The following is a 13,307-nucleotide window of genomic DNA, read 5'->3' as shown; positions in this document are numbered from 1 at the left end:
TCTCCCGCCCGGACCCTTCTCGCCGCGCGTGCCGCGGCCCTACCGTGGGCCCGTGGCCGACCCCGGGCCCGGCCGCGCCGGGATGCCCCGCACGGGCTGGACGATCGGCGTCCTCGCCTGGGTGCTCGGCGTGTCCGCGCTCGCGCTCCAGCTCACGTCCGGGGTGCCGCTGCTGCTCGGCGACCTGCTGTTCGTCGTCGTCGACGCGACCGTCGCCCTCGTCTACGGGACCGTCGCCGCCGTGATCCTCGTGCGCCGGCCGCACGTCGTCGGGTGGCTCGTCGCGCTCGCCGGCATCGGCGGCGGGGTCGCCGCCCTGGGCGGCGCGTGGCGCAGCTACGCGTCGACCCATCCCGGCCTGCCGCCGCTGACGCCGCTCGCGGACGCCTACGGGTGGGCGTGGGTGCCGGGGACGGTCGGGCTCTTCGTCCTCGTCCCGTGGTTCGTGCGCGGCGGACGGCTCGGCGCGGGCGCGTGGTGCGGCGTCGCGGGCGGCGTCGCGACCATCGCCTTCTTCTTCCTCGCCCCCACGGACGACCCGCGCCCGGCGATCGTCGGCGTCGTCGTCATGGGGCTCGTCACCGCCGCCGCCACCGCGTGGCGCTGGCGCCGCGGACCGGTCGAGGAACGCCGCGGCCTGGGTCTGCTCGCGCTCGGGACGGCGCTCATGGCGCTGTCGTTCCTCCCCCTGCTGGGAACCTGGTCGAGCCCCGACGTGATCCTCGCGCTCCCCCTCACCCACCTCGCGTGCCAGGCGCTGTTCCCTGCCGCGATCCTCGTGTGCGTGCTGCGCAACCGGCTGTGGGGCATCGACCTCGTGCTGTCGCGCGCGACCGTCGCCGCGATGCTGGCCGTGGGCCTCGCCGTCGTCTACGCGGTGGTCGTCGTGCTCGCGACGACGGTCGTCGACGGTCCCGCCGCGCAGGTCGTCGCGGCGGTCGGGGTCGCGCTCGCGGTGCAGCCCCTGCACGCGTGGCTGCGGCACCGGGTCCGCACGCTCGTCTACGGGGAGGGCAACGACCCGGGCCGCGCCGCGCTGAGCGTCGGCCGCCACCTGTCGTCCGCGTCGACCGCCGACGAGCTGGTCGTGAGCCTCGCAGTCGGGGTGCGGGAGTCGCTGCGCCTGGAGAGCGTCACGATCGAGCGCGCGCCGGACCGTCCCGCGGCGCCCGGCGCCCCCGAGGACCTGCCAGGCCCGGGATGGGCCGGGCCGACGTCGCGCTCGACCGGGCAGACCGCCTCGCTCCCCGTGGCGCACGGCGGGAGGGTGCTCGGCCGTGTCCACGTCGTCGCCCGGGCGGGCGAACGCCTCGACGCGCGGACCCGGGACGCGCTCGACCAGCTCCTCCCCGTGCTCGGCGCGGGCCTCGCCCTCGCCCAGGGCGCGCGCGAGCTCGAGGAGGCGCGCGACGCGACGACCCGCGCGCGCCTCGCCGAGCGGCGCGTGATCCGCCGGGAGCTGCACGACGGCGTCGGGCCGTGGCTCGTCGGCCTGCGCCTGGGTCTCCAAGGGGCACGGAACACGCTCGAGACCGACCCCGCCGCGGCCGCCGCCGTGCTCGACGCGCTCGGCGCCGAGGTGACGCAGCGCGTCGAGGACGTCCGCGCGCTCTCCCGCAGCCTCCTGCCGCCGTCGCTCGACGAGCACGGGCTCGAGGTCGCGCTCGGGGAGCTCGCCGGCCGCCAGGCGCTCGGCGGGTTCGTCGTGGACGTGCGCTGCGACCCGTGCGACGGCCTCGACCCGCGCGTCGCCGCGGCCGCCTACGCGATCGCGAGCGAGAGCGTCGTCAACGCGGCGCGGCACTCCGGCGCCGGGGAGTGCCGTCTGACCGTCCGGCTCGGCGACCGCTGCCTCGTCGTCACGTGCGAGGACGACGGGCGCGGCGTCGCGCCCGACGCGACCCGCGGCGTCGGCTCGCGGTCGCTGCGCGAGCGCACCGACGAGCTCGGCGGGCGGCTCGAGGTCTCCGCGGTGCGGCCCGACGGCGAGCGCCCGGGCACGCGTGTGCGCGCGATCCTCCCGCTCGTCCCCGCCGGAGCGCTCGCACGCGAGGGCGCGTCGTGATCCGCGTCGCGGTCGTGGACGACCACCCCGTGTTCCGGCTCGGGATGGCGGCGCTGCTGGACTCGTTCGACGGCGTGCGCGTCGTCGGGCACGCGGCGTCCGCCGCCGAGGCACGCACCCTGCTCGGGCTGGACCCGGGCGGGGACCCGCCCGGGACCGGGGCGAGCGCCGACGTCGTGCTCATGGACCTCGACCTCGGGGACGGCTCGGGCGTGGACGTGACGCGCGACCTCGTGCGGGCCGAACCGGCCGCGCGCGTGCTCGTCGTGACGATGCACGAGGACGACGACGCCGTCGTCGCGGCCGTCCGCGCCGGGGCGCGCGGGTTCCTCGTGAAGTCCGCCAGCCCCGCCGAGGTCGAGCGCGCCGTCCACGCGGTCGCCGACGGCGCGATGATCCTCTCCCCGTCCGTCGCCGACCGGGCCATGGCGTACGTCGTGGGCGGGCGCGCCGCCGCGCGCGTGCCGTTCCCGCAGCTCACCGACCGCGAGCGCGAGGTGCTCGACCTCGTCGCGGCCGGGCTCGACAACGCCTCCATCTCGCGCCGCCTCGTGCTCAGCCCCAAGACCGTGCGCAACCACGTCGCCAACGTGCTCGCCAAGCTCGCCGTCCGCGACCGCTCCGCCGCGATCGTCCGGGCCCGCGAGGAGGGTCTCGGGACCGGGCGGTAGCACCGCGGCCCGCGAGATAGAGCCCTGGTCGCGCGAGGTAGAGCCCTGGTCGCGCGAGGTAGAGCCCTGGTTCGGAAAGCCCGGCGCTCTCAGGCGTCGTCGTCCTGGATGATCGACAGCACGTTGCCCGCCGGGTCGGTGAACCACGCGATGAGGGGGCCGCCGCCGCGGAACACGAAGTCGTCGTCCGTCTCGACCGGGGTGCCCGCGTACTTCTCGAAGACGACGCCGCGCTCGCGCAGGGCCGCGACGGTGGCGGGGACGTCGTCGACCGGGAAGTTGAGGACGGTGAACGACGCGGGCTCGTGCGCGTCGCCCTTGGGGTAGACGAGCACGCCCGAGTCGCCGGGCACCCGGATCCACAGCAGGTCCTCGCCCTCGACCGTGAGCCCGAGCAGGTCGCCGTAGAAGTGCCGCGCCGCCTCGACGTCGTCGACCGAGAACCCGCTGAACGCCTTGCCGAGCATGTCTCCTCCTGGGGTCGCGCGGGCCGGCGGCCCGCTCTCCCCAGGGTCGACCGGCGCGGGCGCGCGCGCTCATCGGTCGAAGACCGCGGTCAGGACTCGCGACGCAGGTGCAGCAGCGGGAACGGGCGGCCCTGGTCGTCGGTCGCGGACCGCCCCGTGACCTCGAACCCCTGCGCGCGGTAGAAGCCCAGCGCGGCCGGGTTCTGCTCGTTGACGTCCAGCTCGAGCACCGGGTGGTCCTGAGCGACGTGGGCCAGCAGCGCGCGGCCGACCCCCTGCCCGTGGAGGTCCGGGTCGACGAACAGCATCTCGACGCGGTGCGCGACCGTCCCGACGAACCCCGCCACCCGGCCGTCGCGCTCCGCGACGGTCACGTCGACAGCGGCGAGGTACTCGTCGCGCACCCCGGCCTCCAGCCCACGTACGTCGTCCGGGGTGAGGAAGTCGTGCGTGGCCTCGACGGCCCGGCGCCACACGTCCACCAGCGCGGCGGTGTCGTCGGGGCGTGCGGGACGGAGCAGGACGGCGGTCATGTGACGAGCCTGCGGCGGTCCCTCGGGAAACTCAAGACGCGGTCGACGCTGCGCGTCCTTGCGCGAGCCCGTCGATCCAGGCCAATATAGACAGATGTCGATACAGGGTGTCCTTGACTGCCCGTCGGGTTCCCCGTCCGGGTGCGCCTCGTCGAGGTGAGGTCATGACTGCCGCTCCCCTGCCGACCACCGTCACGGACGCCGACTGCACGCCGCAGGTCGAGGCGCACGCGATCGGGGCCGAGGTCGCGGGCGCCGTCGCCACGACGCTCAAGGCCCTCGCCGAGCCGCTGCGGCTGCGCATGCTCTCCTTCATCGCGACCTCCGCGACCGGCGAGGCGTGCGTGTGCGACCTCGCCTCGCTCACGGACGTCTCGCAGCCGACCGTCTCGCACCACCTGAAAGTGCTGCGCGACGTCGGCGTGCTGACGTCCGAGCGACGCGGCACCTGGGTCTGGTACCGCGTCGCGCCCGGGTACCGGGCCGCGGTCACGACGCTGCTGGACTCCTTCGCCCCGGCGGCGCTCGGCGCGGGGCACGGCGCGACCGTCCTCGCCGGGCTCGACGACGTCGACGCCGCCCTCGACCACCTGGCCGAGGACCTGGCCGGGACCTTCGCCGACGTGCGGTTCGACGTCGTGCAGCGCGTGGTCCGCGAGTCGTACACCGACCTGTCCCGCTCGGCGAAGGTCTCGGCCCACCTGGTGCCGCTCACGGGTCGGTTCGCCCGGCAGCGGCTGAGCGACCTGACCCGCCCCGCGGACGCGCGACCGCAGGTGCTGTTCGTCTGCGTCGCCAACGCCGGACGCTCCCAGCTCGCCGCCGCCCTGCTGCGCCACCACGCCGGCGACCGGGTCGTCGTCCGGTCCGCGGGGTCCGCGCCCGCGGCCGACATCCACGACGGCGTGCGCGAGAGCCTGACCGCGCTCGGCATCACCGCCGACGAGGCCTTCCCCAAGCCGCTGACCGACGACGCCGTCCGCGCCGCGGACGTCGTCGTCACGATGGGCTGCGGTGACGTGTGCCCCGTGCTGCCCGGCACGCGGTACGAGGACTGGCTCGTGGGCGACCCTGCCCTGGCCTCCCCGGCCGGGGTCGCCGCCATCCGCGACGACCTCGACGAGCGGGTGCGGCGCCTGCTGGCCGACCTGCTGCCCGACCTGACCCCGACCATCGCCTGACCCCACCGCCCTGGAGACCACCGTGACCGAGAACGCCACCACGATGCCGTCCGCCCTGTTCGTCTGCGTCCACAACGCCGGCCGCTCCCAGATGGCCGCCGGCTACCTGCGCGCCCTGTCCGGCGGGGCCGTCGAGGTCCGCTCCGCCGGGTCGGCCCCGGCGGACCAGATCAACCCCGTCGCCGTCGAGGCCATGCTCGAGGAGGGCATCGACCTCCGTGCCGAGCAGCCCAAGGTCCTCACGACCGAGGCCGTCCAGGCGTCCGACGTCGTCATCACCATGGGCTGCGGCGACGCCTGCCCGATCTTCCCCGGCAAGCGGTACGAGGACTGGGCCCTGGAGGACCCGGCCGGCCAGGGCATCGACGCCGTCCGCCCCATCCGCGACCAGATCCGCACCCGCGTGCTGACGCTCCTCGACGAGCTCGGAGTCGCCCCGGTGGCTCTCCCGCGCGGCTGAGACGTCGGCCGCGCGCCCTCCCCACCGGGCCCGACGCGCGGCCGAGCGTTCAGCCCTGGTCCGCGTCGCCCGAGCGCCCGTGGACGACGCCGGTCGCGAACCCGACACCACCGGGTGTCCCGACCCCGAGGGTGACCAGCTGCGGCTCGGCCGGCGCGGTGCCGCAGCACGACCCGCCCGCGCTCGCGCCGTCGGCCTCCAGGGCCAGGTCGCTCGAGCAGACACCGGTTGCGGGCAGGTTCAGCTCGACCGCGTCCGCCGCCGCCCGGTCCCCCGCCAGCGCCGCGGCGATCGAACGCACCTGCTCGTAGCCCGTGGCGAGCAGGAAGGTCGGCGCGCGCCCGTACGACTTCATGCCGGCGAGGTAGAACCCGTCGTCCGGGTGGGCGAGCACCTGCTCCCCGTGCGGGGGCACGGTGCCGCAGGAGTGCTGGTTCGGGTCGATGAGCGGGGCCAGCGCCCGGGGCGCCTCCACGACCGGGTCCAGGTCGAGGCGCACCTCGCGCAGCATGTCCAGGTCCGGCCGGAAGCCCGTCGCGTCGACGATCTGGTGCACCTCGAGGTTCAGGGCACCGTCCCGCGCGGTCCCCAGCACCTGGACGGTCCCGGCGCCGGGCACGAGCCGTTCGATCGAGAGGCGCGTGAGCAGCGTCAGGCGCCCCGCCTCCACGGCGGCCCGCAGGCGCGTGCCGAGCAGCCCGCGGGCGGGAAGCTCGTCGTCGGAGCCGCCGCCGAACAGGCGCCGCGCGGACCCGCCGCGGATCGCCCACGTGATCGTGGTGCCCGGCTCGGACTCGGACAGCTCGACCAGGCTCAGGAGCGTGTTCGCCGCCGAGTGCCCCATCCCGACGACGAGCGTGTCGCGACCCGCGAACCGGTCGCGCTGGGCGCCGAGCACGTCCGGCAGCGGACCGGTCAGGAACGCCGCGGACTCCGCCTCGCCCACGGCGGGCAGGCCCGAGGCCCCCAGGGGGTTCGACGTCCAGAACGTGCCCGACGCGTCGACCACGGCGCGGGCCAGCACGTCGCGCACCACGCCGTCGGCGCCGACCGTCCGCACACGGTAGGCGCGGCGGTCCCGGCCGAGGGAGCGCGTCCTGTCCGCCCCGTCGCGAGCGACGGCCAGCACCCGCGTGCCGGTGCGCAGACGCCGCGCGATCTGCGGCGTCGCGGCCAGCGGCGCCAGGTACCGCCCCACGAGCTCCCCACCGGTCGGCAGGGCGTCCGGATCCGGCTCGGCCCAGCCCGTCGGCTCCAGCAGGCGCCGTGCCGCGGCGTCGACGTCATAGCGCCACGGCGAGAACAACCGCACGTGGCCCCACGACGCCACGGCCGCACCGGGCCCCTCGCCCGCCTCGAGCACCACGGGCTCGAGGCCCCGCTCCAGCAGGTGCGCCGCCGCCGCCAGACCCACCGGACCCGCCCCGATCACCACGACCGGGAGCTCGTCCCGCGCCACCTCGACCATCACCACTCCTCGCATTGAAGGTTGTCGATGTGAGCATCGTGGGACACGCATCGAAGGTTGTCAATCTATGCGACGATGGTAGGCATGACGACGACCGAACTGACCCTCGCGCCGGTCGGCGACGGCGCCGGCTGCTGCGGCCCCGTCACCCAGGCCGTCGACCCCGAGACCGCGCGCGAGCTCGCCCGCACCTTCAAGGCCCTCGCGGACCCCACCCGGGTCCAGCTCCTCGCGATCGTCGCCGCGCAGGACGGCAGCGAGGCGTGCGTGTGCGACCTCACCGAGCCGGTCGGCCTCTCCCAGCCGACCGTGAGCCACCACCTGAAGATCCTGGTCGACGCCGGGCTGCTCACCCGCGAGCAGCGCGGCCGCTGGGCGTACTACTCGCTCGTCCCGGGCGCGCTCGCCCGGCTCGCAGCCTCGCTCACCGCGACGACCGGCGACTGACGGGCGTTCGCCGCGCGCACCTCGCGCCCGCTCCCTACGCTCGGCGTGTCGGTCGCGCTCGTTCGCACCGATCGGCCGGCGCCGACGGCCGTGCGACGACGAACGAGGTGCACCCATGACCGAGGTGACGGGATCGATCGAGCAGGCCACCCCACGGTCGGGCTGGCAGCGCTTCTGGGACCGCGGCGGCTGGTGGCGCGCGTTCCTCTTCGCCGTCCTCTACATCGCGGTGTACCTCGGGCTCGGACAGCTCGTGGGACTCACCGGGCTGGGCCCGGACAGCGGCGAGGAGCTCCTCGACTCCTCCGGCACCGTGTTCTTCGGGCTGCTGCTGCCGATCCTCGTCATGAGCCTGCTGCTCGTCGCCTTCCTGTCGACGATGCGCTGGCGGCGCGAGGTGTTCGGCCCGCAGCCGGTCGCGGGGCGCCCGTGGATGTGGGTCGCGGTCGTCCTCGTGCTCGTGCCGGTCGTGCCGCACCTCGTCGCGACGGACTGGTCGTCGTACGACGTCACGGTGATCCTCACCGTCTTCGCGCTCGGCCTGTGCATCGGGTTCGCCGAGGAGGTCCTGACGCGCGGCGTCGCGGTCACGATGCTCCGCCGCGCCGGGTACGGCGAGAAGGCCGTGATGGTGCTCTCCTCGCTCCTCTTCGGGTTCCTGCACTCCGCGAACCTGGTCTCCGGGCAGGAGCTCGGGACCGTCGCCTTCACCGTCCTCTACGCGTTCGGGTTCGGCACCATGATGTACCTCTCGATGCGCGTCACCGGCAGCATCGTGCCCGCGATCCTCCTGCACGCCGCGACCGACCCCACGACGATGCTCGCGACCGGCGGCGTCGACACGCACGGCGCGAACGCCGGGTCCGACGCGCTCAACACCTTCGCCGGGACGTTCAACGTCCTCTTCATCGCCGTCGCGATCCTGGCGGTCTTCCTCGTCTCGGGCCGCGCCGGGAAGACGACGGCACCGACGCAGGGCTGAGGCTCCGGCCGTCTACCGACGCCCGCGCAGCGCGATCACGGGGCCCGAGAACAGCGCGATGCCGAGCATGAACCCGACGTCGTACCAGTTCCCGTTGTTGTCGACCTCGTAGATGCTCACGGTGTCCGTGAAGAGCGACACGATGAACGTGATCGGCAGGATCATCCCCTGCCACAGTCCCCACCAGAACCCGTAGCCGCCGGGGTTCGCGGCGACGTTCGGCCCGGCGGCGCAGGCACCCAGGAGCAGGATCACCGCGACGGCAAGGACCGCGGCGGCTCCTCGTCGCGTCGTCGTGGACATGACGCTCACCTCCGTGCAGCAGTCGACGGCACCAGTGAACCGCGCGCGCAGCCCGACGGCGAGGGCAGGCGCGTGCGGCGCGACGACGGGACCGTGTCGGGGCCGTGCGGCAGGATGGCGGCATGACGCAGAGCACGGACGACGGCGCCCCCTCGAGCACCTCCACGACGGCGGGCGGCGAGCTCATGCTGCTCGACACCGCGAGCCTGTACTTCCGCGCGTTCTTCGGTGTGCCCGACTCGATCAAGGCCCCGGACGGCACCCCGGTCAACGCGGTGCGCGGCCTGCTCGACATGATCGCGACGCTCGTCGCGGACCGTCGTCCGTCGCGCCTCGTCGCGTGCTGGGACGTCGACTGGCGCCCGGCGTTCCGCGTCGAGGCGATCCCGACGTACAAGGCCCACCGGGTGGCCGAGAAGGTCCCCGGGACCACGGGGGTCGAGGAGGTCCCGGAGAAGCTGGTCGCCCAGGTCCCCGTGATCGTCGACGTGCTCGCGGCGCTGGGCATCGCGCGCGTCGGCGCTGCGGGCTACGAGGCCGACGACGTCATCGGCACGCTCACCGCGCGGGAGGTCGCGCGGCGCACGGCCGAGAGGGCGGCGCCGGACCCGTCGGGCCGGGCCGCCGTCGAGGTCGTCACCGGCGACCGCGACCTGTTCCAGCTCGTCGACGACGCCGCGGGCGTACGCATCCTCTACCCGACCAAGGGCGTGAAGAACCTCGACGTCGTCGACCAAGCACGCCTCGCCGAGCGGTACGGCGTCTCGACCGGCGCGGCGTACGCGGACATGGCGGTGCTGCGCGGCGACCCGAGCGACGGCCTGCCGGGCGTGCCCGGCATCGGGGAGAAGACGGCGGTCGCGCTGCTCGCGAAGTTCGGCGACCTCGCGGGCGTGCTCGCCGCTCGCGAGGCGGGCGACCCCGGGCTGACAGCGACGCAGCGCCGTCGGCTCACCGAGGCGGCTCCCTACCTGGAGGTCGCCCCGCTCGTGGTGCGCGTCGCCCCCGACGCACCCGTCGGGGAGCTCCACGACGCGCTCCCCACCGCCCCCGCGGACCCTGACGCGCTCGCTGAGCTCACCGAGCGCTGGGGCCTCGGGACGTCGGTCCGGCGCCTGCTGGACGTCCTGGGCGGCTGAGGCTGCCGTCGCGGCCGCGTCGCGCACGACGCGGCCGCACTGGTCACTTCGACGCGGCGGCCGCCTCGGCGAGCTGGGGGACGTACTGGTCGAGCATCCACGGGATGGAGAGCACGGTCGGGGCGCTGCTCGCCATGACGAACGACTCGCCGACGATCGGGGCGAACCGGCCCTCCTGCACCGACTCCATCGCACCGACGGACGGCAGCGCCGTGAACGCGTCGACCTCCTCCTGGCTGCCGAAGTACATGACGAGCACGTCGGTGTCGATCTCGCCGAGGCGCTCCTCGCTGAGCCCGTAGAAGTACGTGCCGTCGTCGGGCGACGCGTCGAGCTCGGCGACGCTCGGGCTGAGCGTCATGCCCATGTCCTCGAGCAGGTCGACGCGCGGGTCGTCCGCCCGGAAGATGTTGAGCGTGCCCGGGGTGTTGGCGGCCGCGTAGACGAACGTGGTGCCGTCGAGCTCCGGGTGCTCGTCGACGAGCGACGAGACGTACTCGTCGGTCTCGGCCTGGAGCGCCGCCGCCTCGTCGCTCTTGCCGAGGGCCGTCCCGACGATCTCGAGCTGGTCCTGCCACGGCAGCGCCCACGGCTGGTCCGGGTACGCGACGACGGGCGCGACCTCGGACAGCCGGTCGAACTCCTCCTGCGTGATGCCGGAGTAGGGCGCGAGGATCACGTCGGGCTGCGCGGCGGCGATCTCCTCGAACGGGACCTCGCCCGTGTCCGAGCCGGACAGCAGGGTCGGCGTCTCACCGCCGAGCTCCTCGATCGCGTCCTCGTCCCACGGGAGGATCCCCGCCTCGCCGCCGCCGTAGTCGTTGCGCGGCATCGCGACGGGGACGACCCCGAGCGCGAGAACCGCGTCCTGCGTCGACCAGCCCCAGGTCACCACCCGCTCGGGCTGCTCGGGGATGACGGCATCGCCCAGGGCGCTCTCGATCGTCACGGGGAAGGCGCCGCCGGCGGTCGATGCCTTGGACGCGTCGTCGGCAGCAGCGCCGTCGTCGGCCCCGGCGGAGCAGCCGGCGAGCGCGAGCGCGCCGAGCGCGAGGGTGGCCACCGCGGCGGCGCGGCGCGAGGTGGAGGACGTCGGACGACGCATGGACTCTCCCAGGGGAACGGTGGCGCCGCCGGGACACGGCGGCAGAGCAAGGTAAGGCTAGCCTCATCCTTGACCGATGAGGGGCGCGCGGCCCGTGCATTGGCTCACAGCGGGCAGACTGAGGGCGCCGCCGGGCGCCCCCGCCGGCACACCCCGACCCGCCGGGAGGCGACCCGTGGCACTCGTCCGCTGCTCCTTCTACTCCGACGTGCTCGAGGTGAGCACGACGATGACCGTCGTGCTCCCGCAGGCCACGACGACCCAGATCGGGATGACCGGGTCCGCGAGCGCGCGCACCGAGGGCGCACCGGTGCTCTACCTGCTGCACGGCATGAGCGACGACGAGACGATCTGGACGCGGCGGACGTCGATCGAGCGGTACGTCGCCGACCGCGGGCTCGCCGTCGTCATGCCGCGCGTCGAGCGCAGCTTCTACGCCGACGAGGTGCACGGGCACCGGTACTGGACCTTCCTGTCGGAGGAGCTGCCGAGCCTGGTCGGCCAGTTCTTCCGGGTGTCGTCGCGCCGCGAGGACTCGTTCGTCGCGGGCCTGTCGATGGGCGGCTACGGCGCGTTCCGGTGGGCGCTGCGCCACCCCGAGCGGTTCGCGGCGGCGGCGAGCCTGTCCGGGGTCCTCGACCTCGCCGACGAGTCGTACCGCGAGCGCCGGCTGCCGGACATCGAGCGCGTGTTCGGCGACCGCGAGATCACGGGCTCGGACGACGACCTGCTCGCGCTCCTGCGCCGGGCCGCCGCCGAGGGGCGCACCGCGGACCTGCCGGACCTGTATCTCGCGTGCGGGACGGAGGACTTCCTCGTCGACGGCAACCGCGCGTTCGAGCGGGTCGCCGGTGAGTCGGGCGTCGCGCTGCGGTCGGAGTTCTCACCCGGGACGCACGAGTGGGGCTTCTGGGACCGCACGATCCAGGACGTCCTCGACTGGCTGCCGCTGCCGGGGACGCCACGAACCTGACCCGGCTCCCTCCCTACCCGTCGGGGCTCGTGTCACACACCGTGCCCGCGCGTCGTCGTGCGGGTGACCGCACCTAGCGTCGAGACGCGCACACCGCGACGAAGGGGACCACACCATGACCACCTCTGCCACCACGCTGCCGCCCACCGACGTCGCCGCGCTGCGCGACCGCGTCACGGGTCGCGTCCTCGCCCGCGGCGACCTGCCCGACGGCGGCCCCACCGCCGCGGAGGCCGTGGCCGCCCACAGCACGCTCGTCGTGCACGACCCCGACCTCGCGGTGCTCGCCGCGACCGAGTCCGACGTCGTGGAGGCGGTCCGGTTCGCGTCCCACCACGGGCTGCGGGTGCGGGCCCACGCGACGGGCCACGGCGCGGCCTCGCCCGTCACGGACGGCCTGGTCCTCGGCACGGGCGACCTCGCCGGCGTCGAGATCGACCCGGGGACACGAGTCGCCCGCATCGGCGCGGGCACGCGCTGGAAGTCCGTGGTCGAGGCGGCGGCGGAGCACGGCCTGCTCCCCGTCACCGGGTCCTCCACGGGCGTCGGCGTCGTGGGGTACACGCTCGGGGGTGGCTTCGGCCCGCTCACGCGCAGCCACGGGCTCACGACGGACTGGGTCCGGGGCTTCCGGGTGGTGCTGGCCGACGGCTCGGTCGTCGAGGCGAGCGCGGACTCCGAGCCGGACCTGTTCTGGGCGCTGCGCGGCGGCAAGGGCGGCCTCGGCGTGGTGACGCGGGTCGACGTCGAGCTCGCGCCGCTGCGCACCCTGTACGCAGGGTCGCTCACGTTCGACGCACCGCACATCGAGGACGTGCTGCGCGGCTGGGTCGCCTGGACCGCGACCGCGCCCGACGACGTCACGACGTCGGCCGTCGTGCTCGCCCTCCCGGACCTGCCGTTCGTCCCGGAGCACCTGCGTGGTCGCACCGTGCTCACCCTGCGCTTCGCCTACCCGGGCGACGCCGCGGAGGGCGAGCGCCTGGCCGCGCCGTTGCGGGCGCTCGCCCCGGTCCTGGCCGACGCGGTCGGGGAGATCCCGACGACCGCCGTCGCGACGATCCACAACGACCCCGAGGACGCCGGCCCGTCCTGGGTCTACGGCGCGGGCCTGCGCGAGGTGGACGGGGCGTTCCTCGACCGGTTCCTGGCCGAGCTCGGCCCGGGCAGCGGGTCCCCGTTCGTCGCGGCAGAGCTGCGGCACGTCGGCGCGGCCGGTGCCCGCGACGTCGACGGCGGGTCCGCCGCGGGCGGGCGGACGGCCGGGTTCCTGTTCAGCCTGGTCGGGGTGAACCCGCCGCGCGTGCCGGACATGATCGAGACGGCAGCCACGTTCGCGCAGTGGTCGCAGCCGTGGGCCGCGACGGAGACGAACATCAACTTCCTTCCCGGCCCGTGGACGGACGAGACGCTCGCGCGGGCCTGGTCGCCCGAGACGGCGGCGCGGCTCGCGTCCGTCCGGTCGGCCTACGACCCGACGGGCCTCTTCGCCTGGCGGGTCTGACCTCGCCGC

14 protein-coding genes are annotated in these 13,307 nt (G+C 74.9%); 9 read left to right on the top strand and 5 right to left on the bottom strand.

The annotated features are described in order from the left end of the window. The first annotated feature begins 52 nt into the window (after positions 1 to 52). Both AC6CH9_RS15975 and AC6CH9_RS15970 read left to right on the top strand, forming a co-directional pair. Entirely contained in the window at positions 53 to 2,065 is a 2,013-nt protein-coding gene (locus tag AC6CH9_RS15975) for a sensor histidine kinase (protein ID WP_498155781.1), read from the top strand. Beyond that, positions 2,062 to 2,736 (top strand): response regulator transcription factor, encoded by a 675-nt coding sequence (locus AC6CH9_RS15970; RefSeq protein WP_498155780.1) that lies wholly within the window; start codon positions 2,062 to 2,064, stop codon positions 2,734 to 2,736. The genes AC6CH9_RS15975 and AC6CH9_RS15970 overlap by 4 nt, the downstream gene beginning before the upstream one ends. A gap of 89 nt (positions 2,737 to 2,825) precedes the next feature. Here AC6CH9_RS15970 and AC6CH9_RS15965 read toward each other — a convergent pair whose 3' ends face one another. Both AC6CH9_RS15965 and AC6CH9_RS15960 read right to left on the bottom strand, forming a co-directional pair. After that, the gene (locus tag AC6CH9_RS15965) at positions 2,826 to 3,203 is read right to left on the bottom strand and encodes a VOC family protein (RefSeq protein WP_498155779.1); all 378 of its coding nucleotides are present in this window, start codon (positions 3,201 to 3,203) and stop codon (positions 2,826 to 2,828) included. Between the two features lie 89 nt (positions 3,204 to 3,292). Beyond that, positions 3,293 to 3,736, bottom strand: a complete 444-nt coding sequence (locus tag AC6CH9_RS15960; protein ID WP_498155778.1) for an acetyltransferase — start codon at positions 3,734 to 3,736, stop codon at positions 3,293 to 3,295. 164 nt (positions 3,737 to 3,900) lie between these two features. On the opposite strand from AC6CH9_RS15960, the gene AC6CH9_RS15955 reads away from it, so the two are divergent. After that, the gene (locus AC6CH9_RS15955; protein ID WP_498155777.1) at positions 3,901 to 4,917 is read left to right on the top strand and encodes a metalloregulator ArsR/SmtB family transcription factor; all 1,017 of its coding nucleotides are present in this window, start codon (positions 3,901 to 3,903) and stop codon (positions 4,915 to 4,917) included. A 43-nt stretch (positions 4,918 to 4,960) separates the two neighbouring features. After that, positions 4,961 to 5,377 (top strand): arsenate reductase ArsC, encoded by a 417-nt coding sequence (locus AC6CH9_RS15950; RefSeq protein WP_498155863.1) that lies wholly within the window; start codon positions 4,961 to 4,963, stop codon positions 5,375 to 5,377. A gap of 49 nt (positions 5,378 to 5,426) precedes the next feature. Here the strand turns inward: AC6CH9_RS15950 and AC6CH9_RS15945 are convergent, their stop codons facing one another. Continuing rightward, entirely contained in the window at positions 5,427 to 6,845 is a 1,419-nt protein-coding gene (locus AC6CH9_RS15945) for an FAD-dependent oxidoreductase (RefSeq protein WP_498155776.1), read from the bottom strand. 84 nt (positions 6,846 to 6,929) lie between these two features. Between AC6CH9_RS15945 and AC6CH9_RS15940 the strand changes: the two genes are divergently transcribed. Together AC6CH9_RS15940 and AC6CH9_RS15935 are read left to right on the top strand one after the other, a co-directional pair. After that, on the top strand, positions 6,930 to 7,292 hold the full coding sequence (locus tag AC6CH9_RS15940; RefSeq protein ID WP_498155775.1) for an ArsR/SmtB family transcription factor: 363 nt from the start codon (positions 6,930 to 6,932) through the stop codon (positions 7,290 to 7,292). A 115-nt stretch (positions 7,293 to 7,407) separates the two neighbouring features. After that, entirely contained in the window at positions 7,408 to 8,274 is an 867-nt protein-coding gene (locus AC6CH9_RS15935; RefSeq protein ID WP_498155774.1) for a CPBP family intramembrane glutamic endopeptidase, read from the top strand. Positions 8,275 to 8,286: 12 nt separating this feature from the next. Here the strand turns inward: AC6CH9_RS15935 and AC6CH9_RS15930 are convergent, their stop codons facing one another. Then, on the bottom strand, positions 8,287 to 8,577 hold the full coding sequence (locus AC6CH9_RS15930; protein ID WP_498155773.1) for a hypothetical protein: 291 nt from the start codon (positions 8,575 to 8,577) through the stop codon (positions 8,287 to 8,289). A 122-nt stretch (positions 8,578 to 8,699) separates the two neighbouring features. On the opposite strand from AC6CH9_RS15930, the gene AC6CH9_RS15925 reads away from it, so the two are divergent. Next, a complete protein-coding gene (locus tag AC6CH9_RS15925) occupies positions 8,700 to 9,716 on the top strand; it encodes a 5'-3' exonuclease (protein ID WP_498155772.1) in 1,017 nt (338 codons plus the stop codon). 43 nt (positions 9,717 to 9,759) lie between these two features. Here the strand turns inward: AC6CH9_RS15925 and AC6CH9_RS15920 are convergent, their stop codons facing one another. Beyond that, positions 9,760 to 10,821, bottom strand: a complete 1,062-nt coding sequence (locus AC6CH9_RS15920; protein WP_498155771.1) for an iron-siderophore ABC transporter substrate-binding protein — start codon at positions 10,819 to 10,821, stop codon at positions 9,760 to 9,762. 175 nt (positions 10,822 to 10,996) lie between these two features. Between AC6CH9_RS15920 and AC6CH9_RS15915 the strand changes: the two genes are divergently transcribed. Both AC6CH9_RS15915 and AC6CH9_RS15910 read left to right on the top strand, forming a co-directional pair. Continuing rightward, positions 10,997 to 11,794 (top strand): alpha/beta hydrolase, encoded by a 798-nt coding sequence (locus AC6CH9_RS15915; protein ID WP_498155770.1) that lies wholly within the window; start codon positions 10,997 to 10,999, stop codon positions 11,792 to 11,794. A 115-nt stretch (positions 11,795 to 11,909) separates the two neighbouring features. Further along, positions 11,910 to 13,298 (top strand): FAD-binding oxidoreductase, encoded by a 1,389-nt coding sequence (locus AC6CH9_RS15910; protein ID WP_498155769.1) that lies wholly within the window; start codon positions 11,910 to 11,912, stop codon positions 13,296 to 13,298. The last annotated feature ends 9 nt before the right edge of the window (positions 13,299 to 13,307 follow it).

The sequence above is a fragment of the Cellulosimicrobium sp. GQ32 genome (genome assembly GCF_059758455.1).
Note: the sequence above shows the minus strand (reverse complement) of the source record. Positions and strands in the feature narration are given on the sequence as shown.